This is a genomic window from Arthrobacter sp. P1_D4 (assembly GCF_056406115.1).
This window is the reverse complement of the sequence record NZ_JBFUAU010000002.1, coordinates 134141-161065: the sequence shown is the minus strand read 5'-3', so window position 1 is coordinate 161065 and position 26925 is coordinate 134141. Positions and strand designations below refer to the sequence as shown.

The 26925-nt window shown below is 65.8% G+C and carries 23 protein-coding genes and 1 pseudogene; 9 read left to right on the top strand and 15 right to left on the bottom strand.

Annotated elements, in window-relative coordinates; all coding sequences use genetic code 11:
* Position 1 precedes the first annotated feature (1 nt).
* The 3 genes and pseudogenes from AC1D0A_RS01655 to AC1D0A_RS01645 all read right to left on the bottom strand — a co-directional run bounded on the left by AC1D0A_RS01655 (position 2) and on the right by AC1D0A_RS01645 (position 4098).
* A complete protein-coding gene (locus AC1D0A_RS01655) occupies positions 2-1213 on the bottom strand; it encodes an alanine racemase (RefSeq protein WP_476944331.1) in 1212 nt (403 codons plus the stop codon).
* A 96-nt stretch (positions 1214-1309) separates the two neighbouring features.
* Positions 1310-3210 (bottom strand): annotated as a pseudogene (locus tag AC1D0A_RS01650) (primary-amine oxidase).
* A 36-nt stretch (positions 3211-3246) separates the two neighbouring features.
* Positions 3247-4098: an MIP/aquaporin family protein gene (locus AC1D0A_RS01645; protein WP_243177863.1), complete on the bottom strand. Its 852-nt coding sequence runs from the start codon at positions 4096-4098 to the stop codon at positions 3247-3249.
* A gap of 197 nt (positions 4099-4295) precedes the next feature.
* Here AC1D0A_RS01645 and AC1D0A_RS01640 point away from each other — a divergent pair, with 197 nt between their 5' ends.
* The gene (locus AC1D0A_RS01640) at positions 4296-5075 is read left to right on the top strand and encodes an ion transporter (protein ID WP_243177864.1); all 780 of its coding nucleotides are present in this window, start codon (positions 4296-4298) and stop codon (positions 5073-5075) included.
* Positions 5076-5146: 71 nt separating this feature from the next.
* Positions 5147-6850 carry an alkaline phosphatase D family protein gene (locus AC1D0A_RS01635; protein WP_476945053.1) on the top strand — a complete coding sequence of 568 codons (1704 nt, stop codon included), beginning with the start codon at positions 5147-5149 and terminating at the stop codon, positions 6848-6850.
* A gap of 51 nt (positions 6851-6901) precedes the next feature.
* Here AC1D0A_RS01635 and AC1D0A_RS01630 read toward each other — a convergent pair whose 3' ends face one another.
* From AC1D0A_RS01630 to AC1D0A_RS01615, 4 genes are all read right to left on the bottom strand, one after another.
* Entirely contained in the window at positions 6902-7219 is a 318-nt protein-coding gene (locus AC1D0A_RS01630) for a hypothetical protein (protein ID WP_243177866.1), read from the bottom strand.
* Between the two features lie 96 nt (positions 7220-7315).
* Complete coding sequence (locus AC1D0A_RS01625; protein WP_243177999.1) at positions 7316-8587, bottom strand: MFS transporter; 1272 nt, start codon at positions 8585-8587, stop codon at positions 7316-7318.
* A 128-nt stretch (positions 8588-8715) separates the two neighbouring features.
* Positions 8716-9231: a hypothetical protein gene (locus tag AC1D0A_RS01620; protein ID WP_476945052.1), complete on the bottom strand. Its 516-nt coding sequence runs from the start codon at positions 9229-9231 to the stop codon at positions 8716-8718.
* Between the two features lie 72 nt (positions 9232-9303).
* Positions 9304-9534, bottom strand: a complete 231-nt coding sequence (locus tag AC1D0A_RS01615; RefSeq protein WP_476945051.1) for a hypothetical protein — start codon at positions 9532-9534, stop codon at positions 9304-9306.
* A gap of 257 nt (positions 9535-9791) precedes the next feature.
* On the opposite strand from AC1D0A_RS01615, the gene AC1D0A_RS01610 reads away from it, so the two are divergent.
* Positions 9792-10643 carry an alpha/beta hydrolase gene (locus AC1D0A_RS01610; RefSeq protein ID WP_476945244.1) on the top strand — a complete coding sequence of 284 codons (852 nt, stop codon included), beginning with the start codon at positions 9792-9794 and terminating at the stop codon, positions 10641-10643.
* A 34-nt stretch (positions 10644-10677) separates the two neighbouring features.
* Here AC1D0A_RS01610 and AC1D0A_RS01605 read toward each other — a convergent pair whose 3' ends face one another.
* The 3 genes from AC1D0A_RS01605 to AC1D0A_RS01595 form a co-directional block, all read right to left on the bottom strand.
* Entirely contained in the window at positions 10678-11763 is a 1086-nt protein-coding gene (locus AC1D0A_RS01605) for a DUF3616 domain-containing protein (protein ID WP_476945050.1), read from the bottom strand.
* A 37-nt stretch (positions 11764-11800) separates the two neighbouring features.
* Positions 11801-13765 (bottom strand): aconitate hydratase, encoded by a 1965-nt coding sequence (locus AC1D0A_RS01600; RefSeq protein WP_476945049.1) that lies wholly within the window; start codon positions 13763-13765, stop codon positions 11801-11803.
* Between the two features lie 124 nt (positions 13766-13889).
* Positions 13890-14591, bottom strand: coding sequence for a hypothetical protein (locus AC1D0A_RS01595; protein ID WP_476945048.1), 702 nt, complete (start codon positions 14589-14591; stop codon positions 13890-13892).
* A gap of 22 nt (positions 14592-14613) precedes the next feature.
* On the opposite strand from AC1D0A_RS01595, the gene AC1D0A_RS01590 reads away from it, so the two are divergent.
* Positions 14614-15288, top strand: coding sequence for a TetR-like C-terminal domain-containing protein (locus AC1D0A_RS01590; protein WP_476945047.1), 675 nt, complete (start codon positions 14614-14616; stop codon positions 15286-15288).
* A 74-nt stretch (positions 15289-15362) separates the two neighbouring features.
* On the opposite strand, the gene AC1D0A_RS01585 is transcribed toward AC1D0A_RS01590, so the two are convergent.
* From AC1D0A_RS01585 to AC1D0A_RS01575, 3 genes are all read right to left on the bottom strand, one after another.
* Positions 15363-16004 carry a DUF2182 domain-containing protein gene (locus AC1D0A_RS01585; RefSeq protein WP_476945243.1) on the bottom strand — a complete coding sequence of 214 codons (642 nt, stop codon included), beginning with the start codon at positions 16002-16004 and terminating at the stop codon, positions 15363-15365.
* Positions 16005-16130: 126 nt separating this feature from the next.
* Positions 16131-16736: a DUF1326 domain-containing protein gene (locus AC1D0A_RS01580; protein ID WP_476944270.1), complete on the bottom strand. Its 606-nt coding sequence runs from the start codon at positions 16734-16736 to the stop codon at positions 16131-16133.
* Positions 16737-16929: 193 nt separating this feature from the next.
* Positions 16930-17133: a hypothetical protein gene (locus AC1D0A_RS01575; RefSeq protein ID WP_043435465.1), complete on the bottom strand. Its 204-nt coding sequence runs from the start codon at positions 17131-17133 to the stop codon at positions 16930-16932.
* 235 nt (positions 17134-17368) lie between these two features.
* Here AC1D0A_RS01575 and AC1D0A_RS01570 point away from each other — a divergent pair, with 235 nt between their 5' ends.
* On the top strand, positions 17369-18193 hold the full coding sequence (locus tag AC1D0A_RS01570; RefSeq protein ID WP_476945046.1) for an IclR family transcriptional regulator: 825 nt from the start codon (positions 17369-17371) through the stop codon (positions 18191-18193).
* Here AC1D0A_RS01570 and AC1D0A_RS01565 read toward each other — a convergent pair.
* Together AC1D0A_RS01565 and AC1D0A_RS01560 are read right to left on the bottom strand one after the other, a co-directional pair.
* Positions 18094-19230 (bottom strand): aromatic ring-hydroxylating oxygenase subunit alpha, encoded by a 1137-nt coding sequence (locus AC1D0A_RS01565; protein WP_243177876.1) that lies wholly within the window; start codon positions 19228-19230, stop codon positions 18094-18096. The two genes, AC1D0A_RS01570 and AC1D0A_RS01565, sit on opposite strands and share 100 nt — an antisense overlap.
* Positions 19231-19314: 84 nt before the next feature.
* Positions 19315-20559 carry an NAD(P)/FAD-dependent oxidoreductase gene (locus tag AC1D0A_RS01560; RefSeq protein WP_476944330.1) on the bottom strand — a complete coding sequence of 415 codons (1245 nt, stop codon included), beginning with the start codon at positions 20557-20559 and terminating at the stop codon, positions 19315-19317.
* Positions 20560-20806: 247 nt separating this feature from the next.
* On the opposite strand from AC1D0A_RS01560, the gene AC1D0A_RS01555 reads away from it, so the two are divergent.
* The 4 genes from AC1D0A_RS01555 to AC1D0A_RS01540 are packed head-to-tail and all read left to right on the top strand — an operon-like array spanning position 20807 to position 26738.
* Entirely contained in the window at positions 20807-21157 is a 351-nt protein-coding gene (locus tag AC1D0A_RS01555) for a bifunctional 3-phenylpropionate/cinnamic acid dioxygenase ferredoxin subunit (protein ID WP_243177878.1), read from the top strand.
* A 34-nt stretch (positions 21158-21191) separates the two neighbouring features.
* A complete protein-coding gene (locus AC1D0A_RS01550; protein ID WP_243177879.1) occupies positions 21192-23207 on the top strand; it encodes a BCCT family transporter in 2016 nt (671 codons plus the stop codon).
* A gap of 9 nt (positions 23208-23216) precedes the next feature.
* Positions 23217-24209, top strand: coding sequence for a formyltetrahydrofolate deformylase (purU, locus tag AC1D0A_RS01545; protein ID WP_476945045.1), 993 nt, complete (start codon positions 23217-23219; stop codon positions 24207-24209).
* 21 nt (positions 24210-24230) lie between these two features.
* A complete protein-coding gene (locus AC1D0A_RS01540) occupies positions 24231-26738 on the top strand; it encodes a GcvT family protein (RefSeq protein WP_243177881.1) in 2508 nt (835 codons plus the stop codon).
* Positions 26739-26925: the final 187 nt, after the last annotated feature.

The following is a 26925-nucleotide window of genomic DNA, read 5'->3' as shown; positions in this document are numbered from 1 at the left end:
GTCAGGACGGGGCGTAGCCTGGGGCCAGGGACGACCGGCGGAAGTCGGTCTGCCAAACGTCCGTCTCCTGCCCGTCGGCGTCGGTGAGGACGTAGTCGGGCCAGCGGTCAAACGCGGAACAAGGATGGGAAATCCCGAAATCCACCGTGTCGGTGACATCCACTCCGGACACCCCGGTGAGCACCGCATGATGGTCGAAGAGATTGCGCACCGCTGCGGTTGTAGCGGGCTTGAGGGCTCCGTCCGCGGTCCGGACCGAGAGGACGCTGGGCAGTCCGGCGTCGTAGGGAAGGTCCCGTTTGCCGGCGCCGACGACGGCCAACCCGGCTTCGGGCGTGGACAGGACGATCGCGCGAACGGAGAGCGCCGGAATGAGTCCCGGAACGGGGCTGACGGCGGCATAGGTGCCGTGGTCGTGGGTGACGTAGCAGCCCGATCGGAGAAGAATTCGCGTTCCGGGCACCTGGCCGCGGTCGGGAAGGAACTCAACCACGCGGTCAGGGAACGCCGACCCACCCATGGAGTAGATGGGAGTGGCGGTTTCAAAGAACTCCGCCGCTTCCAGATAGACGTCCCGCACCAGCCGGCAGTGCCGGTCAACTGCAGTGACCGTATCCTCAGCGCGGCTGTTGGGCACGACGCCTTCATACCCGGCAACACCCACCAGCCTCAGTCCCGGCGTGACACGGACCAGCCCGGCCAGGCGCAGACCCTCGGACAGGCTGCGGATGCCGGTGCGCCCGCCGGGGGTTCCGACGTCGATCAGCACCTCCAGGTCGGCCGCCGCGCCGTCGAAGATCTCGGCAGCCACCTTCACCCCTGCTGCCGAATCGACGAAGCAGCGGATTTCCCGGGCGGGATCTTCCTCCAGCCAGGCACGGACACGCGTTAGTCCGGACCTGTCGACGATCTCGTTGGCGACGAGGACGCGCTGATGACCCCAGCGCAGTGCCGAGGCGACTTGATCCACGGTGGCGACAGTGACGCCGACGGCGCCGGCCGCCAACTGCCGCTCGATGATCGGTGCCGACATCGTTGTCTTGACGTGCGGTGCGAGTTCCACGCCCCGATCCCGGCACCACGCCGCCATGACCCGGATGTTGTTCTCGAGGGCAGCGCTGTTGAGCCGCAGTTGCGGATACGCCGGCTCCGTGAGGCGCGTTGCCGCGAAGTCCGCATCGGTTCCGTCCGATCTTCCGTCCAGCCTGCTCACACGTATCCCCTGTTCTTTGGTCCCAAAATGCTGCCTCGACTCCGACAAATCTACTTCAGTGACGTGCCTCTGGCGGCACGCCCTGGCCCGGGCCGCCTAAACGTCCAGCGCCGGGTTCCGGTCGAAGAAGCCGGCCGGCTTAAGCCAGAACGCGACAGTGTCCACCGGCATAACCGGCCACTCCTCCGGCCGCGGGATGTGGTGAATGCCAAAGACGTACCAAAGGACGACGTCGGTGTTTTCCACGGACCGCCCCTGCCGCACCCATTCGGGCATTCCCAGCCCGCCTGTGCCTTGGTTCACGAACTCGCCGGCCGGCCAGCGTTCCGCGGCATCGTTGGGCGTCACCCATACCGTGTGCCCGATGACCTCCGCACGCTGGAAAACCGGAGATGCCGGGTCAAAGAACGACGGGAAAGCTGCGCCGGGCACCAGCTTGTACGACACCGGGGTCCCGAGCCCGTTGACCGAGTTGTCGTTCGCCACCGTCCAGGCCCGCTGGGTCTCCCAGGAGTAGTCGTCGTGCCCCTCGGTCGTGATGGGGGTCTTGTTCTGATGCAAGGCGAGCCCGTACGGATTGCCCGGACCCATCGGGACCATCGCGGTTTCCGAACGGTAAACGGTATTTGCGGTGCCGTCGATGTCCAGGTCGAGCCGGGCCACGAGGAAGTGCTGGTGGAAGGGTGCGTAGGTGCGGTTGTCCACCAGCGTTCCGCTCGGATGCTGCTGGCCCTCGCCGAAATGGCTGACCACCATGATGCCGGTGGCCCTCACCTCACACTCAATGTTCCCGTCCTGGTAGAAGCGCCAGTACACCAGGTATTCATAGTTGGCCACGGTGACATGGAAAGAAATCACCAGTCGACGTATCCGGCGCACTTCCATGCCGCCGTCGTGATCGATGTGCTTCCATAACACCGCCCCATCCTCTTCGTGGATGCAGATGGCGTTCCTGATGGTGTAGGGCTCCCCCGCAGAATTGTGCATGACCGCATCCAAATACCGGATTTCCCGAGGCAGTCGCAGCCCAGTTCCAGCGAGGTCGTCATGAATCCCAGACCCCATTCGCCGACGTCGAACGCGGTGCGCCGGTAGTGGTCATCGCTGGGATCCCGGTAGGGAACGGCCATTTCGGCGAAGGACAGGCGGTTCGCGATCGGCCGTTCGCGGCCGCCGTCACGATAGCTGACCCGGTGCAGCGTCAGCCCCTCGCGGTAGTTGAACCCGACGCGCATGGACCAGTTCTGCCAGCTGATCCTGTTGCCGTCCATCTGAAAGGAAACGCCTTCGGGCTGGACAATGTCCAGCGGCTTGAGCGGTTCGCGGGTGCTTGCGTCGCGGAGCCGGTCCGGGATCAGCGCCGGGACATATTCGCCCATGATCTCGGGACGGTCCACCACAAAAGTGTCCTCGATGTCCAGCAGTTCCATGGAAGCCAGGTCAATGACGCAGTGGAACCCGTTGACCGGCCCCGCATAGGGGTTGGCGCCCGCACGGGCACGGACCCACGTATCGGACCAGCCGATCCGGCGCCCCTGGTACTCCTCCCGGATCATTGACAGGCCATAGGTCCACACGTCCATGAAGACCAGGGACAGATCAGTGATGCCGCGCTTGGCAAGCGCAGCGATCACCTGCGGGTGGCTGCGCAGCGCTCCGTCAGCTTCTTCCCACTCGTCGACGGTCATGTTCGCCTGAACGCCAGGGATATGGGTGAAGGAGAGGACAACCCCGTGAGTCAGCGACAGCCGCGCCTGGTAGGTCTTGTTGGAGGACCGTTCGAAGCAGTTCACGCCGACGATCCGCTCCGGAGCCGGCGCGTCGGCATCGGCTTCGAAGGCTACGACGGCAGCCTTTTCCGGTTCGATCAGCTCGATTGCGGCAAGCCGCCACGCCGGAAACGTGACGCCCTGCGCGCTCGCGAGCAAGGACGCAGCTGCACGGAACTCGTCCTCGCCCAGCGGATCCAGCGGATGAGACGGCGCGGACCTTCTCACGGCGCCCTCCTTCTGCGAGATCACGTTCACGGCCCGCTACGGCTTCTCTTCCTCGGCGGCCTCGGTGAAGAGGGCACCCTGCGCGGCTCCCGAGCCCGACCTCCCGCCGCCCGCTCCGCGCAGGATGAATGCGATACCGACGGCGGCGGCCGCGCCGACCAGCGGCCCGGCGACATACACCCAGTAGTCGCTGAAATTTCCGCTGGCGAGATCCGGCCCGAACGTTCGTGCCGGATTCATCGACGTGCCGGAGATGGGGCTGCCCCACAGGCCTGCCAAGGCGATGTACGCGCCGACCCCGAACGCCCCAAACAGCCCGACGTTCTGGGCCCCGGAGGCGGTTCCCAGGATGACGCTGACCAGCACCATCGTCAGCAGTGCCTCCATCAGGAACGCGGCGCCGGCCGTATAACCAGCCGCCGGATAGTTTGAACCGTAGGTGGCGGAGACGCCGATCACGCCCTGCAGCAGCAGACAGGCGAGCGTCGCGCCAATGAGCTGAACGACGATGTAGCCCGGCACCCGGCGCCACGGGAAATCACCGCGGAGCGCGAACGCAATGCTGACCGCAGGGTTCAGATGCGCGCCCGAGATCTTGCCCATGAACAAGATGATGCCCATGACCATCAGGCCCGGAGCCACCACTGCCGCCGTGCGGCTGATGACACCGGGGAACGCCTGGCCCATCATACCGCCGCCGGCCGCGACGACCACGAGCAGGAACGTGCCGTACAACTCAGAGAACAGGCGCCGCCATTCCTGGCGCGGATCATTAAAATCCTCAATCCGCTGCACGACGCTTTGCTCTACTGTTCCCAGCACGTTGGGGATGACGCGGTGATGGGCGTGGCCCTGGTTAGCGCTGTCTTTGTCCTGATTTGCCGCCATGGCTGTCCGCCTCCGCAGGTTCTGGCCATGTGGTCTGCCGTGCCCAGCCTCGGTCTGCCACCTCAGAAGGCCAATGTACCGCTGCCGGCGACGGTTGTCAGCGGTACGCGGGTGCCTCGCTGTCAGCTGGTGGCGGGCTTGGGACAGTGTGGCAATTTCGTAAGGACATCCGCGGGACAAAGTCCTAGCATTCAGCCATGAGGCAAGAAACCTGGCAAAAGTATTCCGAGTGGCCCCTCGTCGGTGCGGCTTTTGTTTTTCTGGCGGCCTACTCCATCCTCGTCATTGCCGAACCGCCGCAGCCCTACGCCGACCTTCTCGAAATCGTCGTGGGGTCAACGTGGGTCGCCTTCGGCGCCGACTACATTGTGAAGTTGCTCCTGGCGCCCCATCGGGGCCGGTGGTTCGTCCGCCACCCCTTGGACCTGCTCATGGTGGTGCTCCCCGTTGCGCGGCCGTTGCGGCTCCTGCGTCCGTTCACCTTGCGCCGGGTCATGGAACGGGCCCCGGGCACCGCCATCAGGACCCGCGTCCTGGCCTACGTCATTGTCTCCGCGATCCTCCTGCTTTACACGGTCGCCCTGAGCGTCTTCAATTTCGAAAAGGGCGCACCGAACGCGAATATCACCTCAATGGGCGACTCGTTGTGGTGGGCAATTGTCACCATCACAACGATCGGCTATGGCGACTACTACCCCGTAACCGTTCCGGGCCGGTGGGCTGCGGCCACGCTGATGGTCGGCGGGTTTGCAGTCCTGAGCATGGTCACGGCGGTGGTGTCCTCCTGGCTCGTTGAAAGTGTGACGGCAGCAACCAATCTGCGGAAGCGGTCGGACGAAGGCATCGGCAGCGAGGAACGTGCCCGCCTCGTGGCCCAGATCAGCAGGCTCCATGACCAGCTCGCCCAGGGACCGGGCGATTCCGGCAGCACCCCGGCCCTCGGAGAGACACCCAAAGAACCGCCTCAGGGGCATTGACGCTGCCTGCGTTGCGCTTGGACTGTCCTGACGCCATGGCCGCAGCCGGCCGGAGCGGGTACAACTGATTCATGACCACCCCTTCCCTGGTGCTCGGCCCTATGGTGCGGTACGTGGATGAGACGTCGGCGAGTGTCTGGGTGGAGACCCAAACCGCTGCCCGGGTTTCCATCCGTGCCGGCGGCCGGGGCTGGGAGGCCCGCACATTCGCAGTTCACGGCCACCACTACGCGCTGGTGGAATTGGACGGGCTGGAGCCCGGCACGGTGACGCCGTACGCCCTCGATATCAACGGAACACAGGTCTGGCCCGACCCCTCATCCGGGTTTCCGCCGTCAATGATCGCCACATTGGCCACCGGCAAGCCGCTGCGGATGGCCTACGGCTCCTGCAGGACCAGCGTCCCGCACGATGCATCCGGCAACCGGACCCATGGCGTCGACTCCCTGCGCGCCTATGCGCTGAAGATGGCCTCCGGCGGAGACCTGCCGTGGCCGGATCTGCTGGCCTTCCTCGGAGACCAGGTCTATGCCGACCTGACCAGCGAACAGATGCAGGAGTTCATCCGCGGCCGGCGCGACATCAAGGCACCCCCCGGCGAAGAGCTCAAGGACTACGAGGAATACGCCCACCTGTACTTTCTGGCCTGGTCAGACCCCGCGAACCGATGGCTGCTGTCCACCCTGCCCAGCGCCATGATCTTCGATGACCACGACATCCGCGACGACTGGAACACCTCGCTGAGCTGGAAGAAGGAGATGGAGGCGACCTCGTGGTGGCATGGGCGGATCGTCGCGGGACTGGCCTCGTACTGGGTCTACCAGCATCTGGGGAACCTGTCACCGCAGGAACGGGCGGAGGATGCCGTGTGGCAGCGGATCATCGGGCACACCGGCGGGGATGAGCTCGATGTGGGCGCCGAGCTGGACAGCTTCGCGGAGCGGGCTGATCGGGACCCGAAATCCTACCGGTGGAGCTATTGCCGCGACTTCGGCGACACCCGGCTGATCGTGGTTGACTCCCGCGCAGCCCGGGACCTGACGCCGGACGACCGGGCGCTGGTTGACGCGGTGGAAATGGCCTGGCTGAACGACCGGATGCAAGGCGGCTTCCGCCACCTGCTCGTGGCGACATCCCTGCCTTTCCTGTTGCCGATGGGCCTGCACTACGTCGAGTCGTGGAATGAGGCCGTCTCTGAAGGTGCGTGGGGAAACCGTGCCGCTTGGGCCGGCGAGAAGCTGCGCCAGGCGCTGGACCTGGAACACTGGGGCGCATTCCAAAACAGCTTCAGGGAACTGGCGGCCATGGCCAGCGAAGTGGCCGACGGCAAGCGCGGCCCGGCACCGGAAACAATCACCTTCCTCTCCGGGGACGTCCACTACTCTTATGTGGCGGAGGTGGAGCGTGCCTCGGGCAGCCGGATCCTGCAGGCCGTCTGCTCCCCCATCCGCAACCCGTTGCCCCGCCTGATGAGGTCTTTCGCGGCCGTCATGTCCTACGGCCTGGCCACCCCGGTAGGCGCCTTGGTCGCGCGCTCGGCCAAGGTGCCGGACCCGCCGTTCCACTGGTCCGGCATCCGGGGGCCCTGGTTCCAAAACAACTTGGCCTACCTGGAAGTCGTGCCGGAAGGGCTGAAATTGTGGTGGCAGACCGGGGTGGTGGACGACGGCGACCACCTGCATCCGAGGCTGGAACGCGTCGCCACCCTCACGGTGTCTCCGCGGAGCGCGCAGGACCCCGTCCAGGGACAGCAGGGGCAACAGCGAAACGCATGACGTGAGCGTCTTGTGATCCCCGCGTCTGATCCCCGTGTCGGCGCAGACGTTCTACCGAAGGCCGCGGTCAGCGGCCGCCACGTTCTCGATGGCGACCGTTTCGATGATTCTGGTCGATGGCTCGCCGACCAGCGCCGGCGCCGTCACACCCGTTTTCCACGTATCGTTCTGCAGCCGGCCCAGGAAGTCCACCGCCGCCGCCTGCGTATCGAAGTCCATCTCCAGCATCACGTAATCCTGCTGGTCAAGCGGGCGCGAGATCCGGAATGACCGCACGCCCGACGCGGCGCGGTCCAGCGGATCGCTGTCGAAAGCCCTCCGCCACATGTCAAAATCCCGGACCTGGTGTTCGATCTGCAGGGTAATCACTGAGGCGCTCCTGTCGACGGTTCTACACGCCCACTGTAGGCCCCGAAGGCCCCGCCAAGTAAGGAGCGAGGCCGAAGTGTTATTCCGGCTGGCCTCTTACGCCGGCTGGGATCCGGTGTTGGTGCTGGTCGGGGCGTTGGACTGATCGGCCTGGTGGCGTTGCCGGCGGCTCGCCAGCAGGAACGGCACCGCGATCAACTCGATCACGCCGCCGATCGCCAGCGACGCCGCGTAGCCGTACACATCTGCCGCCCGGCCGAGCAGCGGCTGGACCACCACGCCACCGCTTGAGCCCATGAGTGAATCGAAGCTGAGCACTGTGGCGCGCTGCTTCGAGGCGATCATGTCGTTCAGGTACGCCTGCCGCACCGGTATGCCCGCCGATGACACCACTGCCCAGAGCGCCAACAGCACCAGGGCCACCCAGAACACGTGGGTCAACCCGAGCACCACCAGGATCACCGTGTCCATGACGCTGCTCAGGATCAACACGGTGGTGCGCCGGCGGACAAGGCGCCGGATGCGCGGAGCCATCCAGCCGCCGAGCACCTGCGCCGCGGCCACGATGGCCGCCGCCAGGCCCGCGACGGAATACGCGTGGGGGTCCCCATAAAGCTCGAGCAGGTACGGCTGCAGGGCGTAAAACACATAGATCGCGACGCCGGCGGTGAACGGCGCGGCCAGCATCACGTAACGAACGGGCGGATTCTTCAAGCCGTTCTCGATCGAGGCGGCGAGTACAGCCCGGGTCGCCTGGAGGGGATGGGTCGAGCGTTCGGGGGTGAACCCGACGTCGCGCATGAGCCCAAACGCCACCGCGAACATGGCCAGCAGCACTCCCACGCGCATCAGGAACGGCACGCCCAGATTGGTGGCCTGCGCGATCACGCCGCCGGCAACAGAGCCGGCGAGCATCGCGACTCCGGCGACCATCTGGCCCCGCCCGAGCACCGCTTCCATCCCGCCCTCGAACCCCGAGAAGCGCAGTGCATCGACGAGCCAGGCCTCGACCGCTCCGGAGAAGAAGGTGAAGCCCAGGCCGAGCAGGACCGACACTACCGCCCACCACCAGAACGGGGCGGAGAACTGCCAGAGCAGGTAGTAGAAGTAGGTCGAGACGGCGAGGGTCACGGTTCCGAGCAGGAACGAGACGCGCCGGCCCCAACCGTCGGCAACCACCCCGGTGGGCACCTCGAACAGGACCATGCCGGCCGTGAAGAAGGCATTCGCGGCAAACGCCTCGAAGTTGCTGAGTCCGGCGTCGAGCAGGAAGAGGGTGTTGATCCCCCAGATGAACGAGGCCGCAAGGGTATTGCCCAGCGTCAACGTCAGATAGATGCGCTGAATCTTTCGGGCGGCGGCGTTCATCGCGTCGCCGTCCCCGCCGGGGCGAGGAGGGAGCACGAGCCCATTCTCGTCTCCGCTGCCGGCGCGCGCCAGTGCCCACCGGGCGCAGGGCACGACGCGAAAGGTCGAGCCGACGATGCCCGGTCTGCTCAGCTGCCCTGGTTCGTGTAGAACGACCGCCGGCGGGCGTACTCATGGACCCTGTCCAGGGTGGCGATCTGGTGGCGAGCCGTGGTGGCCAGGCCGTCAAACCTGGCACCGTCCAGTCCCAGATCGCCGGAGAGGTCCCGCAGCGTCTGCCACAGCCCCAGCTTTCCCATCACCGCTGACCGCATGACCTCAGACTCCAACACCAGCGTCAGCGGCGAGCGGCGCACCACCCGCCCGTTGAGCTTGAGCCGGCCGGCACGCTCCGCGACCCACGCCCCCGCCCTCCGGGGAGTTCGCCGTGGCAGGCCAAAATCCCCCACTAGTCCGTTCAGGTACTCCCGCTCCTCCCGGATCTGGGTGGCGAGCGCTTCAAGTTCTGTGCGGAAGGGAGTGTCCGTAAAGTCGCGCGCCATTCGCTCGATGCGACCCTGCCCCGCCGTGGCCCCCGCGAGGTGGTCCGAGAGGTAGAGCCCAAACAGTTTCTTATCGATTTTGCCGGAAATCTGCGGTGCCATGAAAGCTCCACTCTGATCGAAGGGCTGCTTCGGGAACACCACCCTGCCGGAGCGCAAGCGGGTCCCGAAGTACTATCGGGGCGCGGAGTCGTCGCGCGCCGGCCGCACTGACCCGGCGTCGGGGTCCATCGCCACGAGTCCGGTGTCGTCCTTCACCTCCGTCATCTCCTGCGCGACGTCAGGCTTAAGCCACGACGCCACCACGCTGACGCCGCCTCCGTCGTCGCGGTCGATCGCGACGTCGATCTCGGAGGCGGTCGCCCCCATGCGCGAGAGCTGCTCGCGGTATGACGCGACCAGCATCTCCAGGCTTTCCTCGGTCCACTCCCCCGGCCGCATCCGTGTTGAAATTTCGACCGGTTCAGGCTGATAGAGCGTCATGAAAGTCCTTCCTCTGGGTTCGATCAGGGGTGAGCACGACCCCATTCTGGCCCCCCTGCGCCGGTGTGCGCCAGAGCAGGGCCGGAACACCATGGCTCCGGGGCGTTCCGAAGCGAACGCACCGGTGGCAGACTTTGTCCACCGGAGCTGTAGCCATAAGGAGGATCCCGGTGTCCGAGATGGTTGAGGCCCTTTTGCACGACGGCACGGCAATACCCGTCCTGGTGAGCGGTGACGGCCGGGCGCTCCTCATCCCTGCCAATGTGAAGCCGCGGTCCGGGCCGGAAGCCCAGACGATGCGGGAGTGGGGCGCGGACCCGGACCTCGGGCCCAATCTGGTGTCGGGCCTCGCGCAGTCCTATCGGGTAATCGCGGCCGACTACGAGGGGCACCGGATGGCGCACCCGGCGCCCGATACCCTCACCCCGGAGAACGTCACCGCCGACTTGCTGGCTATCGCTGATGCGGCACGCGCCGAGACCTTCGGATACTACGGCTACTCGTGGCTGGGCCTGTGCGGTTTGCAGTTGGCGATCCGCACAAACCGGCTCTGGGCGCTCATCATGGGAGGATTCCCGCCGCGCGACGGCCCGTACAGGAGCATGTTGGCGGTGACGCGGGCGGCCCACTCGGCGGCTGCCAGGGCCCCGGAACAATCGCCGGAGGTGAACCTCCCGGTCGAACCCGGCGACTGGGATGCCGCCACGATACAGACCAACGAGACACAGACCCGCCAGTTCCTCACGCTTTACGAAGCGCTCCAGGACTTCGACGATTCAACTATTGGCCTGGCGCCGGATCTGCCCCGGCTGGCGTTCGCGGGCGCCGCCGATCACATCGCTTACGGACCCCGCTGGGGGGACGTGACGGTGCGGATCGGCGAACCGCTGGCAGCCCATGAGCGCGAGCTCATCGAGGCCGGGTGGGATGTGCAAGTACTCCCCGCACTCGATCACCTGGGTGCGATGCACAGTGACGTCGTCGTTCCTCTCCTGCGGGCCTGGCTGGGAAAAGTGGGCCGGCAGCAGTAGGAACACCTCCCGGGGACCGTGGCGGCGCCGGTTCCTAGGTGCTGAGGCGGAAGACGTCGGCTTTGATCGCGTGGCGTCCGGTCTTGCGCTTGCCCGACGGCGTCCCATACAACACCAAGACCGACCGATCGTCGTCGAGAACGGTGATCCCCTCGGCATGGTCCTCGTCCTCGCCGAACGGCGCGTCAAATTCGCAATGCAGGTCGTCTTTCGGCAAGACGGCCTCGGCCTGCGACGTCAGCGCGCCCCGCCAGCGAAACACGGCCGCGCGCCCGTCGAGTTCCATGGTGGGTCCTGCCAGGACGAGCAGGTCCTGTCCGTGCCGGCACAGATCCCGCACGCCCAAACCATGCAGGCGAAGGAAGTGCTTGCGGTAGCGACGATTCCCGGGACCGATCGGCTGCGGCTCCAAGCCGGGCCCGTCACCAACCTGGAGCTCTATGATCATCGCCCACCCACGCAGCACCGGCCCGCGCAGACCGATGAACACCCGGTCGCCCGCTACGGCGAGGCCCTCGCAGTCAATGCCGTTGTCCTTGCCCGGGATCGGGCGACCGGTCGTCGAGGACTGGATGAAGCTACCAAGATGTGGGTCATCGGCCAGCAGATCCACCAGGTCCGTGCCCCGGCCGAGGCCCAGCACGGCGGGGCGCTGCTGCTGCCCCGTCCGGCCGCCGCCCGGATCGAGGAGGTCCTTAGTCGAAAGCCGGGCCAACACCCGACGGCGCTGGCTGACCTCCACTGTCGCCAGGGAATCCCGCGCTTCTGCGGGCGTGGCGTTGTTCTTGACCTGTTTGCGGGCCGAGCTGTGCGATCCAAGCAGCCACAGCGTGTCATCCTCGACATCGAGGCCCTCGATGTCCATCTCACCCCTGTCCCCGGGCAGCTCAAGGAGGTGGGTGAGATCGAAGCTGCGGTGGGTGCGGGCCTGGTCGCCGGCCTCCAGGGTGAGCCGTTCGAGGCTGGTCGTCTCGTCATTGGCGACCCAAAGGTGGGAACCCTGCCGGGCGACCGCGGACAACCCGTCGCGCAGGTCAGCCTTCGGATCCAGGGTGCTGCGCTGGTCGAGTACAAGGCTGATTTCGCCGGAGGGATCGTCCGGCCTCGGCCATCCGCTCACCGCGGCACACCCATCCTCGTCAGCGGTGATCGGCAGCTCATTCCCGCGCTCTCCGTTCGCGCAGCCACGGGATGAGGCCACCTGCCAGGAGCATGTCCACCTGACGGCTGGAGAGGCTGTGCCGCACAGGGTAGACCTCGCCGCGGGTCCGGTTCTCCACGAGGATCTCCTTGCCTGTGAGCAGGGCGTCGTGTATCCCTGTCAGCGCGAGCACATCGTCCTGTTCGATGCGGTCATGATCGGCCGCATTTGTGAACTCGACTGCAAGGACGCCGAAATTGGCCAGGTTCTGCCAGTGGATCCGCGCGAACGAGACGGCCACCACTGCGCGCAGCCCGAGGAAGCGCGGGGTGATAGCCGCGTGTTCCCGAGAGGATCCCTGGCCGTAGTTCGTGCCGCCGACCAGGATGTGCCCAGTGGAGTCGCGGGTACGGGCGGCGCGGGCGGCATAGGAGGGGTCGAGCTGGTCGAAGGTGAATTCGGCGAGTTTGGGGATGTTGCTGCGGTAGGGCAGAACGCGGGCTCCGGCTGGCAGAATCTCGTCCGTCGAGACATCGTTGCCCACCACCAAGGCCACTGGTGCCTCGATGCGGTCGGCGAGTGGGCCGAAGACCGGAAGCGAGGAGATGTTTTCGCCCTTGACCAGTGCTACTTTGCCGGCGTTCTCCGGCGCCAACGGCTCCTCGAGCATTGCCACGTTCACGCTCGACACCGCGGGAAGTTCGATCTCGGGGTACTCAAGGTCGAAAAGCTCCGTCAGGTCCCGCGGGTCGGTGATAATTCCCGTGAGCGCAGCAGCCGCGGCCGTCTCCGGTGAGCACAGGTAGACCGAGTCCTCCTTCGTGCCCGAACGGCCGGGAAAGTTGCGGGGCATTGTGCGCAGGCTGTTGCTTCCGTTCGCGGGGGCCTGTCCCATCCCGATGCAGCCCATGCATCCGGTCTGGTGCAGCCGGGCTCCGGCGCGTATCAGATCAAACGTGGCCCCCATCCTGGTGAGGTCCTGGAGGATCTGCCGGGAACTAGGGTTGACGTCGAAGGACAGTCCCGGGTGGCACTGCCGTCCCTTCGTGATGGCGGCGACAATGGCGAAGTCGCGCAGGCCCGGGTTCGCTGAGGACCCAATCACGACCTGCGCCACCGGCCTGCCAGTGACCTCCCGCACCGGAACGACGTTGCCGGGCGAGCTGGGCAGGGCGATGAGCGGCTCGATCGTGGCCAGGTCGATCTCGTCGGTCACGTCGTAGGTGGCCCCGGAATCGGCGAGGAGTTCGGTGAAATCGTCCTCGCGCTGTTCGGTGCGCAGGAAGGCCCGGACCTGGTCGTCGGCCGGGAAGACCGTGCTCGTCGCACCGAGTTCGGCGCCCATATTGGCAATCACGTGCCGGTCCATCGCGCTCAGCGTGGCGAGGCCGGGACCGTAGTACTCGATGATCCGGTCCTTGCCGCCCTTCACGCCGTGCCGGCGAAGCATTTCAAGAATGACGTCCTTGGCACTGGTCCACGGTGGCAGCTTGCCGGTAAGCCGCACGCCCCAGATCTCCGGCATCTTCAGGTAGAGCGGCTCGCCCGCGATGGCCAGGGCTACCTCGGTGCCGCCGACCCCGATTGCCAGCATCCCCAGCGACCCAGCGGCCGGGGTGTGACTGTCGGAACCGACCATGGTCGTGCCCGGACGGCCAAACCGCTGCATGTGGGTCGGATGGGACACGCCGTTTCCGGCCTTCGAGAACCACAGACCAAACCGGCGGCAGGCCGAGCGGAGAAAATCATGGTCCTCAGCGTTCCTGCTGTCGGCCTGCAACAAGTTGTGGTCCACGTACTGCACGGACACTTCAGTTTGTGCCCGGTCGAGCCCGATGGCCTCCAGTTCAAGCATGACCAGCGTCCCGGTCGCGTCCTGGGTGAGGGTCTGATCGATATGCAGGCCAATCTCACGGCCGGGAATCATCTCCCCGGCCACCAGATGGGATGCGATGAGCTTTTGGGCCACGTTGTAGGCCACGGTCGGATTCCTTACTCGATGGCGAAGCCAGGTGCCTCCGCCGTCAACGAACCGGGCACCGGGCGCTCCCCTATATCCCCAAATTAGCCCACTCCGGGCACCGGGAACAGTGGGGATTTGACGGTCATCGTGGCGCCGCCGGCCCCGGGACGCTCCTGGTGTTCAACGAGCTGAGGAAGGCGAGGGCCGCTGCCAGTCCGGCACTCAGCACGACGGCTCCCAGCCACATCGACACTGGCCATTGAATCGATGCCCCGAGGGCGATCCCAGCCAGTTGCCCGGTCCAGATGAGTGCCGCCAGCACGGCGGTGACCGCCGGCAACCTGCGCCTCAGCCACGGGCCCGACCGTCGGGCAAGCAGCAGATCCGACGCTGCCGCGATGATCGTGGCTCCGGCCGCACCGGCGACCGCGGCCGGGCGCAGCCCCGACATGGCCAGCGGCAGCCACGCCACCACGGCGACCAGGATGGTGGCAATACCGAAAGGAGGCCTCCGGGCTCCGGAGAAGGTGTAGAGGAAGGGCGCGATAATCAGCGCTGTGGTCACCAAATAGCTGGCCAGTCCGAGGGCCGGGGGCAGCTCCGCCTGGGTGTGCCCGGGGCTCCCGATCGGCGTCTGTAGATACGGGACGGCCGGCGGGGTCCGGACGAACGCCGAGCAGTAAATGAGGAAGAAGGCTCCCAGGCCCGTCATGAGGGCGAGCGACAACAGTGCAGGCGGCGTCCAGTTGAAGGCCTCTGCGCCGCCGGCGGCCCGTGCACTGCGGATACCGGTGCCGAGGATAAGGAAGAGGCTGAACCCCAGCAGCAGGTGGGTGGGGCTCACCAGCGCATCGAGGGAGACTTCGATGCCCAGGATCTCGTGCCAGGCCAGATCCAGGACACCCGCGAGGGCGAACAGGACCAGTCCGATAACCGTGCCCCCGGTAGCCGGCCGGCACCGACCGGTTCAATGGCCGCCCGGGCTGGCGGTTCCTCCAGATCACGCTTGCCGTCCACGCGGCGGTGGCCATGAGGCCCGAATAGAGTGCCGCGTGCCAGGGGGTGAAGAAGGTTTCCAGCCCGGGAACGTGCAAGTGGGCCCAGCCGTCCAGGAACACAGCCAGGAGGAGCCAGATGCCCAGCAGTTGCGTCACAAGGTCGTTGCGCGCCCCGGCCCGAAGAGTCTGCGCTGCCGTGTCAACCATCGTCACTCTCCTCGCACCCGCCGTGCCGTCACCCTCGCCGTGCAGTCACCCTCGCCGTGCCATCCCCGGAAGCCGGGACGCCCACACGTGGCCCGCGTCGAATGGTTAAAGCTTGGACCTCCCGGTGTCCGACCGCCAGTGCTGCATTTGGTGGAACGGGGCATCTCCCGAGGAGACCTGAGCCCGGACGTCGACGCCGAGATGCTCACAGACCTCCTGCTGGGGCCGATCTACTACCGGTTCTTCCTGAGCGGCTCGCCGCTGGATGAAGGCTTTGGGGTCCGGCTGGTCAGCACGCTGTTTTCGCGCCGACCCGCCCACGGGGGCACGCCGTAGAAGCGAAGACGGCGCGGAACCCCGTGCCGACGTCGATCCCCGGACTCCTATTCGAAGACGGTGGTCAGCGTCCCTTACATGGGCGCGGGCATATAGAGCCCGGGCAGCAGCTCCGGGTGCGCCGGGACGAAGAGCGCGAAAACGATCAGCGAGACACCAGTTATCCGGCTGAAGGCGGGCCCGTATTTCCATGTCTTCTCCAGGAAGATAACTACCGTGAGCACGGCCATCCACGCCAGGTTCATCACGCCCACGGCAATCAGCACCAGCATGAGCCCCCAACAGCAGCCGACGCAGTACACGCCGTGATACATGCCGACGCGGACGTCCCGCAAGCGGCCCTTGTACCCGGATACGTGCAGCAGGAAGGCTATGGGCGACCGGCAGTGCCTGAGGCAGAAGTCCTTCAGCGGGGTCAGCTGGTAGGCTCCGGCCGCCACGAGGACGCCGGCACCCACCCAGGGTACGATGTCCGCCGCGTTCTCAGCCAGTAGCGCAGACAGGGCCGCGGCCGCGTAGGCCACGACGCCGAATCCGATCCATGTCAGAAGGTAGCCGCCTACCAGGGCCGTTGTCCGGATGGCCCTGACCCGGCTGCTGCGCACGGCGCGGATGGATCTGAGATACATCGAAGTCAGGGGCGCCAGTGCCGGCAACATCATGGCTGCCATCATTAGCGTCCACACCGCCAGGAAACCCCAGAGCCTCAATCCCATCGTTCCCGGGCCTGTGGACATGTCGGAAAGGCCTAGGAAAGTCAGGTACCAGGCCAGTGCGGCGCACCCGATCAGCGCCAACTCTCCGGCATGGTGGCCGGCTGTCAGGCGGCTGCTGCCCGGCACCTAAGCGGACCAGGCGAAGGGGGCCGAGAAGGAGTTCTTCCCGGCGTTATCCCAGGTCATCCCGAACACGTCGACGCGGGCGGTGCTGGATGTGCCGGCTGCCAGAGTGTCGGCCGGGAATCCGACCCCACTAAGTTTCACTCCCCGCCCTGTGGAATCAAATGGATTCATGAAGTCCTCGACCACCATGTCAACGGCGCTGCCTATACGCACCTGGTGGATACGCCCGTCGTCGGCGTAGGCCATTTCCTGGGACTCCACGCCCGCCATTTCACCGATCAAGGGAGCGAGGCCCTCCATCGGTCCGCCGAGCTGGCCGCCGAAGACTGCACCGAGCGCTTCGGCCTGCTCGGCGGAGGCGGCGGCGTCCATCAGGAGACCGACCTTCCAGCCCCCCTCACTCATCAGGGCCGGGGTATCGGCCACGACGCAGACTGTCAGACCGCCGACGTCGACACCGTTGACTTCGCCGGTTTCCACGTGGAAGGCCAAGGCCACGTTGCAGCGGTCATTGTCCGCCGGTGCCGTCTGTCCTGTCGCCGTACACGGGCAGACCATGTCGCAGTTGCAGTTCTCAAAATAGGTACCTTCGACATGCCACGGCATTTAGGGCTCCTTTCGAAGAGGCCCCCCAAAACAAATCCTCCTCGCGGCCCTGAGCAGTGTCAACGCCATGCGGACACCCACGCAAAGGGCCCTCCCGGCCGGCCCCGCGCTTCGAATAAAGGGGCGCGGGTCGTCCTGCCGGAACGGTCGCCAAGGCGACTTTTCCGTTTGCAGCAGCGGTGCAACACCGCTGCTAGCTGGCCGGCGTCACGACGTCCTCCAGCATTGACCTGTCGAAGAATCGGACCTCACCCGTTGCCTGGAAGAACACCGGGACAACCGAGGTGCTCGGGTCCTTCGAGGTTTCGTAGATCTCAGGCGCGCCCCCGTGTTTGCGCGCGATGGTTCCAACCAGGTCAGTGCCGCGAACCCGGACGGTTCGATATTTGTAGCTCATGTGGACCCCTTCGTCTGCCGACCCCTTCGTCTGCCAAGCCAAACCCTACTCCTGAAGGGCGCAGTCGTGAGCGGATCCGGGCGTCGCTGGGCTTCCTTGGCGCGGGTCCCTACCCAATGTCGGCCTCATCACACCTCACGGCATAGGATCGAAACTGTGGAACTAACCGAGAGGACGCTACAGGCGGCCTTGTGGCGGGTAAGCAAGCCGCAGAAACTACTTGAGAGTATGGATCATGGCTTCCAAAAATGACCCCGAGTCCGACGCCGATGCGGAGTCGGGCCAGCACGGTGGTGTCCAGTCAGTGGACCGGGCGCTTATGGTCCTGGAAATCCTGGCGCGGGACGGCCACGCGGGCGTGAGCGAAATCGCCGACGAGATGGGCATCCACAAGTCCACAGTCTCCCGGCTGCTGGGTTCGCTGGTGAGCCGGGAAATGGTCCACCAGAACAGCGAGCGCGGAAAGTACCAGCTGGGCTTCGGCATCCTGAGGCTGGCAAGCTCCATCCCCGGGCGGCTCAGCCTGGTCCGCGAGGCCCGGCCCGTACTCGAAAGCCTGGCAGAGGAGTTCAAGGAGACGGTGAACCTGGCCGTCCTGCGCTCCAACTACGCCGTCAACGTGGACCAGGCCATGGGCCCGTCGACCTTGGCCACCTACGACTGGGTGGGCAGCCTGACGCCGCTCCACGCGACCTCCAGTGGAAAGGTGCTGCTCGCTGCACTGTCCGCGGACGAGCGGGACCGTGTCCTGAAGGAGACCGGGCTTCCGGCCCGGACGCCGCGGACCATCACCAACAGGAACAAGCTCGAAAGCCAGCTGATCGACGTCGCCCGTGACGGCTACGGAGTGGTCCGGGAGGAGTTCGAAATTGGGCTCAACTCGATGTCCGTGCCGGTGTACAACCATGTGGGCTTGCTGGAGCAAGCCCAACCACCAGCTGAGATTCGGCCGGGTTCGGCTCAGGAACCGGCCACGATGTCCCCCACCTTCTCCTGCACCCAGTCGTGGAAGGCGCCGATGTGGTGCTCGCTGGGCACCAGCACGCCGCCCTTGGCATAGACCTTCGATCCCATGGCCGGCTGGCACCGCTCGCAGGCGTCGAAGTCCTGCTGGTTGACGCGGTGGAACAGCTCCACGGACGCGCTGACGTCCTTGCCGCTCTCCACGACGCTGGGCACGTAGAGCCAGTCGCACTCCACGATCGTGTGGTCCGCGGCCATAGGGAACATGCGGTGGATGATCACGTGGTCCGGGACCAGGTTCACGAACACTGTGGGCTTGATGGTGATGGCGTAGTACCGGCGGTCCTGGTCCTCCCCCACCCCCGGAATCAGGTCCAGCCCTTCCGAGCCGTCGATGGTGAAACCCTTGACGTCCTCGCCGAACTCGGCGCCATGGCCCACGAAGTACTGCGCAGCCAGGCCGTCAGCGAATTCCGGCAGCACCTCGGTGAGTTCGGGGTGGATCGTGGCGCAGTGGTAGCACTCCATGAAGTTCTCGATGATGAGCTTCCAGTTCGCCTTCACGTCATAGCGGATCCGGCGGCCCAGGCTGAGGTTGGCCACGTCGTAGCCTTCGATCGCCTTGAGGTCGCCGAGCCGTTCCTCGATGGCACCCATCACTTCCTCTTCGAATGACGGCGGCTCGTCAGCCAGGCACACCCAGACGTAGCCCAGGTATTCGCGGATATGGACCTTCACCAGGCCGTACTCGTCCCGGTCGATGTCCGGCATCTTGGTCAGGTTGGGGGCCGCGATGAGTTTGCCTTCGAAGTCATAGGTCCAGGCGTGGTACGGGCACTGGAACGAGCGGGCGGCTTCGCCCTGCTCTTCCATGCACAGCTTGACGCCCCGGTGCCGGCAGATGTTGTAGAAGGCACGGATTCCGCCCTTGCGGGTCCGGCTGATCAACACGCTCTCCCGCCCCACCTGGACCGTCCTCCAGGCACCCGCCTTGTCCAGGTCCGCGGACCGGACGGCGCAGAACCACATCTGCTCGAAGATCCGCTCCTGCTCCGCCCGGAATACGGCTTCATCCACGTACGTGTAACCGGGCAGGGTGGGGATCAGACTCGGAGCGCTTACCTCAACAGACAATTTGTCCTCCTAACGAACAAAACGAACAACGAAAGCTGGAACTTGTTGGGACGGGATTCTTGGGTCAGGTTTCAGGCACGGTTGTCAGGACACGGCGGCAGCCCCCACCAGGGCCACCAGCGCGGAGGCGTCCGCACAGGCAGCCTGCCCGCTGGGCGAGCCCAGTGGCCGGGCGGGTGCAGCGAGCAGGCGCCGCCACTTCGTGAACAGCCGCGGCTGGTTCATCCCGAGAACCGCCACCGGAACATCCCCCCGGTAGTACACGGCAAGACAGCTATGCGTCAGGACGTCGCCGACTTCGATCTCCACCCGGTCATAGCCGGCGCAGTGGCCGGCGAACTGCAACTTGACGCCGTACTGGTCGGACCAGAAATAGTGAGGCTTTGCCGGCTTCGGTGGGGCATCAGAGTCCAGCAGCGCCTCAACGGCCAGGGCCGCACGCTCCAGGGCGCCGGTCCAGTGCTCCACCCGGCGGTGTGTGCCGGCTGCATGGTCGAACCAGGAGGCGCAGTCGCCCACGGCCACGATCCCGGGGACACCGGTGCGGCCCATGGCATCGCACAACACACCGCCGCGGAGTTCCACGCCGGAGCCCTCCAGCCAGCCGGTGTTCGGCTCGGCTCCAATGCCAACCACCACGACGTCGGCGGCCACATAGCGTCCACCGGCCAGCCGGAGCCCGGTGACGTTGCCTTCGCCGCTGTAGAAGTCCTCTATGACTGCTGAGGAAATGAGCTCCACGCCGTTGGCGGCATGGAGCCCGGCCACCACGCCGCCCATCTCCGTACCGAGCTGGGCGGCGAACGGGACGGCCTTGGTGTCGATCATCGTGACTTCCATGCCGCGCGACGCGGCAGCGGAGGCCACCTCGGCGCCGATGAATCCGGCCCCGATCACAGCCATCCTGCTCCCGGGCACCAGCTCGGGGGCAAGACTCTGTGCGTCCGCCAGGGTGCGCAACGTGAACACATTGCTCAGCCCCGCCAAGATAGGCAGCTGCCGTGCCTTCGCGCCGGTGGCAATGACAATTCCGTCCGCTGTCACGCTGCGGCCGTCCGTCAGGAGGATGGTTCGCGAAGAGGCATCCAGGGACGCGGCTCCGGCTCCGAGCAGCCATTCGGCCTGCAGCTCGTCGGCGTCGGACTCCAGGAAAAGGTCCTCCGCTGTGATGGCGCCGAGCAGGAAGTCCTTGGACAGCGGCGGCCGGTCGTACGGCCGGTGCGGCTCGTCGCCAATAATGACCAGCCGGCCGGTAAAGCCTTGGGCGCGGGCCGCCCGGGCGGCGGAAAGACCCGCCAGGGAAGCTCCCACAATCGCAAGCGTCTGCATTTCGACGTCCCTTCAATTGCTTCTTACGCAACAACAATCGCTATATGCAACAGCGTGATTCATGCCACGCCCACTGTCAAGGGTCCCTCCGCCAAAGGGACCCTGGCGCGAAACAGAGAGGTAATACCTTGACAAGCATTGTGACCTACCGCACTCTGTTGCTTATTGCGATTGCTGTTGTTCACTACGGAACACGACCAGCGGCAGTTGCACAGCCACGGATCCCGACCGAAGAAGAGGTCCCTCCATGCACAAGGCATGCCCGCTCAGCGAACTGGCGCCCGGGGAAGCGCTGCGGCTGAACACCTCACCGCCCATCGCCGTCTTCCACACCGAGGAAGGCGAACTCTTTGCCATTGACGACACATGCACCCACCAGGATGCTTCCCTGGCGGACGGCTGGGTGGAGGACTGCTGGGTCGAATGCCCGCTCCACGCATCCAGGTTCAACCTGCGTACGGGAAGCGTCGACGCCCCGCCGGCCAAGCTGCCGGTCCGCTCCCACGAAGTCACAGTGATCGACGGCGACATCATGATCACCGAATCCAATGAGGTTCCCAACCTCCCCCCAGGCCTGACAGTGGACGGCCACATCTAGCCCCAGCCCATGAATCCGAACAGAGGAATCCCTCATGGCATTGAACAGTGACATTGGCTTGAACAGCGACACGAACTTGAACAGTGACATCGGTGTGGACACCGACGTCAACGTCACCACCCCCGCCGGGCAGGCGGCAGTCCTCACACCTTCAACACCTTTGGAAGCGGAGCCAACTGCCCCGGATCCCCTCCCTCCCGCACTCGTCCCGGATACCGAAAACTATGATCAGCTCCTGCAGGAACTGCGTCAGGGCAAGACCGAGCGGGCCGTGACGGAACGTCGGAACCGCAAGCTGACCCTCGACAAGGTCACATTCGGGATCACGGGCGCATGCGCCGTCGCCTTCGTGATGTGGGGTTTCCTCGGAAGGGACAGCCTTTCTGCCACGTCGCAGGGCGTTCTCGACTGGGTCATGGAGTACACCGGCTGGCTCTTCATGGTCTTGGCTTCTCTCTTCGTGGTCTTCGTGCTGTGGCTCGCCGTCGGTAAGTTCGGCAACATCCCGCTGGGCAAAGACGGGGAAAAACCCGAATTCCGCACCATCTCCTGGATAGCCATGATGTTTGCCGCAGGCATGGGCATCGGGCTCATGTTCTACGGCGTGGCTGAACCCCTGTACCACTACATCTCACCGCCGCCCGGAACCGTGGACGGACGGACCCCCGCAGCCATCCAGACCGCCATGGCCACGTCCATCTTCCACTGGACCCTGCACCCCTGGGCAATGTACGCGGTTGTTGGCATCGCCATGGCCTACGGCAGCTACCGCTTGGGGCGCAAGCAACTCATCTCTGCGGCCTTCACCTCGCTTTTTGGCATACGGATGGTCGAAGGGCCCGTCGGCAAGTTCATCAACATCCTGGCAATCTTCGCCACGCTGTTCGGTACCGCAGCGTCGTTGGGCCTTGGCGCCCTCCAGATCGGCAGCGGCCTGACGTCCAACGGCTGGGTCGGGGAGATCGGCACCCCGGTGCTCGTGGTGATCGTGGCTATCCTGACCACCTGCTTCGTGGCCTCCGCGGTATCCGGCATCAGCCGCGGCATCCAATGGCTGTCCAACATCAACATGGTCCTGGCCGTCGTCCTGGCACTCATCGTCTTTGTTGCCGGCCCCACGCTCTTCATCCTCAACCTGATTCCAGCCGCGATCGGTGACTATGCCAGGGACCTGGCCGAAATGTCTTCCCGGACGGAAGCCGTGGGAGACGAGGCATTGCGGAGCTGGATGTCCAGCTGGACGATCTTCTACTGGGCCTGGTGGCTGTCCTGGACGCCGTTCGTTGGAATGTTCATCGCCCGCATCAGCCGGGGACGCACCATCCGGCAGTTCGTCACCGGAGTACTGCTGGTTCCGAGCATTGTCAGCGTGATCTGGTTCGGCATCTTCGGCGGCACTGCCTTCAGCATCCAGCAGCAGGCCGACAAGACGGAGAACCCCGCTGACGGCCTCGTGAAAATGGTCGACGGCGCACCCTCCATATCCTTCGACGGTGCCCTCTTCGACCTGGTCAAGAACCTGAACATGCCTGCCTGGGCAACCACCGCCGTCATCGTCCTGGCCATGGTCCTCGTGGCAATCTTCTTCATCACCGGAGCAGACTCAGCCTCCATCATCATGGCCTCGCTGAGCTCCAACGGAGCCAGCGAACCTCGCCGCGGACTGGTGATCTTCTGGGGCCTGCTGACCGGCGGAGTGGCAGCCGTGATGCTCCTGGCCGGCGGCGATGAACCATCCGAAGCGCTATCCGGCCTGCAGCGCATCACGATCGTGGCCGCCCTGCCTTTCGTTCTGGTCATGCTGCTGCTGTGCGTCGCACTGGCCCGTGACCTGCGCCGCGATCCGCTGGCCTTGCGACAGAGGCTCGCCACGACCGTCGTCGAACGTGCCATCCGCACCGGCGTGGAACAGCACGGAGGCGTCCAGTTTGATCTCGTGACCAAGCATGAGTGCGACGGACGCTGTTCCTCAGCCACCCGCTGCCCCGGCGATGCCACAGACAGCGACGCCAAATCCGGCGCCTCTCCCGACGCTGTCGCCACGAAGTAGGAGGAAATCGTGACCACAATTCTTGATGGCCGCCCCACCGGCGGCATTCCAGCCGCAACGGCCGAGGCCGCTGCTAAGCCCTCGTCGCCCAAAACCCGCACGCCTGAGTTCGTCCTCACCCTGGCCTGCCCCGAAAGGCCCGGCATCGTCCGGGCCGTCACCGCCTTCCTGGCCGACCGCGGTTTCGACATCGTGGAGCATCAGCAGTTCGATGACCACGTCAGCGGGAACCTGTTTCTGCGCACCGCCTTCACCGGCGGGCGCACGGACACCGGTGACGGAACCCGTCCAGATCCCGGTTTCGACGGGCTCAACGACCGGGTTTCCATCGCGGAGAGGCTCACGGCCGGCTTCGCGGCAACGGCCGCCGAATTTGGCATGAACTTCACCTTCCACGACGGCCGGCCGCAGCGCCTCCTGGTCATGGTCTCCAAATTCGGCCACTGCCTGAACGACCTGATCTACCGGTGGCGCGCGGGCAGCCTGGGTGCGGAGATCGCCGTCGTGGTTTCCAACCATGAGGACCTTCGCGCTATGGCCGAAAACGCCGGGCTCCCGTTCATCCATGTTCCGGTGACCCCCGGCACCAAACCGGAAGCCGAGGCGCGGCTGCTGGAACTCGTGGCCGGGTATGACGCCGATTTGGTGGTACTGGCGCGGTATATGCAGGTGCTGTCCAATGATCTGTGCACAAACCTGCGCGGCCGGGCCATCAACATCCACCATTCCTTCCTGCCGGGCTTCAAGGGCGCGAAGCCGTACCACCAGGCTTATGACCGCGGCGTGAAGCTCATCGGGGCCACGGCGCACTACGTGACGCCCGACCTGGATGAGGGACCCATCATCGAGCAGGAGGTCTTCCGGGTGGACCACAGCCTGGATGCGGACGCCCTGGTGACGGTCGGCCGGGACGCCGAATCACAGGCCCTGTCCCGGGCTGTGAAGTGGCATTGCCAGCACCGCGTCCTGCTCAACAACACCCGCACCGTCGTATTCCGCTAACGCGAACCAGGAGAACAACTTATGAGCGCATCACCACGCGTCGTCATCATCGGCGCCGGCATCGTCGGCACCAACCTCGCGGACGAACTCGCCAGCCGCGGCTGGAACAACCTCACGGTCGTCGAGCAGGGTCCGCTGGAACTGGCCGGCGGTTCCACCTCGCACGCCCCCGGCCTGGTCTTCCAGACCAACCCGTCCAAGACCATGACGGAATTCGCCAGCTACACGGTGGACAAGCTGCTCTCCCTCAGCGCCGACGGAGTGTCTTGCTTCAACCAGCTCGGCGGGCTTGAGCTTGCCACCACCGAGGTGCGGCTGCAGGACCTCAAGCGCAAGCTGGGGTACGCCACCTCTTGGGGCATCGAAGGCCGGATCATCGACCCCGACGAGTGCGGGAAGCACTACCCGCTGCTGACCACCGGGGCGCTGGCGAACGGCAACCAGGTCCTCGGCGGCCTTCACGTCCCGACGGACGGCCTGGCCTCCGCCGCCCGCGCCGTCCAGCTGCTGATCAGCCGCACCCGCCAAGCCGGCGTGACCTACCTCGGCTCCACCACCGTGACAGGCATCCAACAGACCTCGGGCAAGGTCACCGGCGTCGAAACGGCCGACGGCGTGATCCCGGCGGACATTGTGGTGTCCTGCGCCGGGTTTTGGGGCCGCGAGCTCGGCAAGATGGTTGGCTTGAAGGTGCCGCTGCTGCCGCTGGCGCACCAGTACGTGAAGACCACGCCACTTCCGGAGCTGAAGGGCCGGAACGAACTTCCCAACGGGGCCCGACTGCCCATCCTGCGCTTCCAGGACAAGGACCTCTACTACCGCGAGCACGGCGACCGGATCGGCATCGGCAGCTACGCGCACCGTCCGATGCCGGTGGACATGGAACGGCTTCCCCGCGTTGGCGCGGAGGAGATGTCCGATCACCGGATGCCCTCGCGCCTGGACTTCACCATGGAAGACTTCCTGCCCGCCTGGGAGGACAGCCAGGACCTCCTTCCGGCCCTGCGCGGGGCCCGGATCGAGGACGGGTTCAACGGCATCTTCTCATTCACTCCCGACGGCGGCCCTCTGCTGGGCGAGTCCCCCGACGTCGACGGCTTCTTCGTTGCCGAGGCAGTCTGGGTCACCCACTCAGCCGGCGTCGCCAGGGCCATGGCGGAGTTGCTCATCGAGGGCCAGTCCCGCACCGACCTGCACGGCTGCGAGCTCACGCGCTTCGAGAAGGTCCAGACCAGCGACCAGTATGTCAGCGAAACGTCCCAGCAGAACTTCGTGGAAATCTACGACGTCCTGCACCCGCTGCAGCCGAAGGAATCCCCGCGGGACCTGCGCGTCAGCCCGTTTAACATCCGTCAGAAGGAGCTCGGGGCGTTCTTCCTGGAGTCCGCTGGCTGGGAGCGCCCGCATTGGTTCGAGGCCAACCGCGGCCTGCTCGACGAACTGCCGGTGCAATGGCAGGCACCCGAGCGGGACGAGTGGTCCGCGATGTTCCACTCCCCCATCTCGGCGGCCGAAGCGTGGAAGACGCGTACCGCCGTCGGGCTTTATGACATGACGCCGCTGAAGCGGCTGGCGGTCACGGGGCCCGGGGCGCTGCCACTGCTGCAGCGGCTGAGCACCGGCAACATCGCAAAGAAGCCGGGTGCCGTGACGTACTGCCTCCTGCTGGCGGACGACGGCGGCATCCGCAGCGACGTGACGGTCGCCCGGCTCGCTGAGGAGCAGTTCCAGCTCGGCGTGAACAGCAACGTGGACTTCGACTACCTCCGTGTCGAGGCCAGGAAGCAGTCGGCGGCGGATCCAGCCCGGTGGGTGCACGTTTCCGACATCACCGGCAGCACGTGCTGCATCGGGCTCTGGGGGCCGCTGGCACGTGAAGTGATCGGCAAGCTCAGCACGGACGACCTCAGCAACGAGGGCCTGAAGTACTTCCGCACCAAGGACATCTCGGTGGGCGGCATCCCCGTCACCGCCATGCGGCTCTCCTATGTAGGCGAGCTTGGCTGGGAGCTATACACCACCGCCGAGTACGGGCTGAAGCTGTGGGACCTCCTCTTCGATGCAGGAAAGGAGCACGGCATCATCGCGGCCGGGCGTGGAGCGTTCAACAGCATGCGGCTCGAGAAGGGCTACCGGTTGTGGGGCACGGACATGACCTCCCAGCACCACCCCTACGAGGCCGGCCTGGGATTCTCGATCGCCAAGGACAAAGAGGGCTTCGTGGGCTGCGACGCCCTGGCCGCCTTCAGGGAACTGCCGGCCACCAGGGCGCTGCGGTGCCTGACCGTGGACGACGGCACATCCGTGGTGCTGGGCAAGGAACCGGTGTACGTCAACGGCGAGGCCGCCGGCTATGTCACCAGCGCCGCCTACGGCTACTCGGTCCGCAAGCCCCTCGCCTATGCCTGGCTGCCTGCCTCGGTGACCGAGGGCGACGCCGTAGAGGTGGAGTACTTCGGCGGGCGCATCGCGGCGACTGTCACGGCCGAGCCGCTCTTCGATCCCGGCATGGAGCGGCTGCGCGGCTGACGCGATCCGGCCCGCCGGTCTGGGGAAATCCCGAGGCTGGCGGGCCGTTCGCGCGAACAGACAATGGAGTCCGCCCTCCTGCCGCCAGCTGGCATTTAACGGCAGTCCCGGCGTCGGACACTGCCGTTATCTGCCACGTGGAGCAAGAGAGGCGCAACGGAATGGCCCCGCCTCCCGGGCTGGATCC

Bases quoted from the DNA above. Each gene is read 5' to 3' on its own strand.
- AC1D0A_RS01590 (WP_476945047.1), top strand. From the start codon at position 14,614: ATGCCCAGGATCTCGTGCCAGGCCAGATCCAGGACACCCGCGAGGGCG.
- AC1D0A_RS01620 (WP_476945052.1), bottom strand. From the start codon at position 9,231: ATGGCACCGCAGATTTCCGGCAAAATCGATAAGAAACTGTTTGGGCTC.
- AC1D0A_RS01580 (WP_476944270.1), bottom strand. From the start codon at position 16,736: ATGCCGTGGCATGTCGAAGGTACCTATTTTGAGAACTGCAACTGCGAC.
- AC1D0A_RS01645 (WP_243177863.1), bottom strand. From the start codon at position 4,098: ATGGCGGCAAATCAGGACAAAGACAGCGCTAACCAGGGCCACGCCCAT.
- AC1D0A_RS01540 (WP_243177881.1), top strand. From the start codon at position 24,231: ATGAGCGCATCACCACGCGTCGTCATCATCGGCGCCGGCATCGTCGGC.
- AC1D0A_RS01610 (WP_476945244.1), top strand. From the start codon at position 9,792: ATGGTTGAGGCCCTTTTGCACGACGGCACGGCAATACCCGTCCTGGTG.
- AC1D0A_RS01635 (WP_476945053.1), top strand. From the start codon at position 5,147: ATGACCACCCCTTCCCTGGTGCTCGGCCCTATGGTGCGGTACGTGGAT.
- AC1D0A_RS01615 (WP_476945051.1), bottom strand. From the start codon at position 9,534: ATGCTGGTCGCGTCATACCGCGAGCAGCTCTCGCGCATGGGGGCGACC.
- AC1D0A_RS01585 (WP_476945243.1), bottom strand. From the start codon at position 16,004: ATGGGATTGAGGCTCTGGGGTTTCCTGGCGGTGTGGACGCTAATGATG.
- AC1D0A_RS01575 (WP_043435465.1), bottom strand. From the start codon at position 17,133: ATGAGCTACAAATATCGAACCGTCCGGGTTCGCGGCACTGACCTGGTT.
- AC1D0A_RS01550 (WP_243177879.1), top strand. From the start codon at position 21,192: ATGGCATTGAACAGTGACATTGGCTTGAACAGCGACACGAACTTGAAC.
- AC1D0A_RS01625 (WP_243177999.1), bottom strand. From the start codon at position 8,587: ATGAACGCCGCCGCCCGAAAGATTCAGCGCATCTATCTGACGTTGACG.
- AC1D0A_RS01555 (WP_243177878.1), top strand. From the start codon at position 20,807: ATGCACAAGGCATGCCCGCTCAGCGAACTGGCGCCCGGGGAAGCGCTG.
- AC1D0A_RS01570 (WP_476945046.1), top strand. From the start codon at position 17,369: ATGGCTTCCAAAAATGACCCCGAGTCCGACGCCGATGCGGAGTCGGGC.
- AC1D0A_RS01560 (WP_476944330.1), bottom strand. From the start codon at position 20,559: ATGCAGACGCTTGCGATTGTGGGAGCTTCCCTGGCGGGTCTTTCCGCC.
- AC1D0A_RS01640 (WP_243177864.1), top strand. From the start codon at position 4,296: ATGAGGCAAGAAACCTGGCAAAAGTATTCCGAGTGGCCCCTCGTCGGT.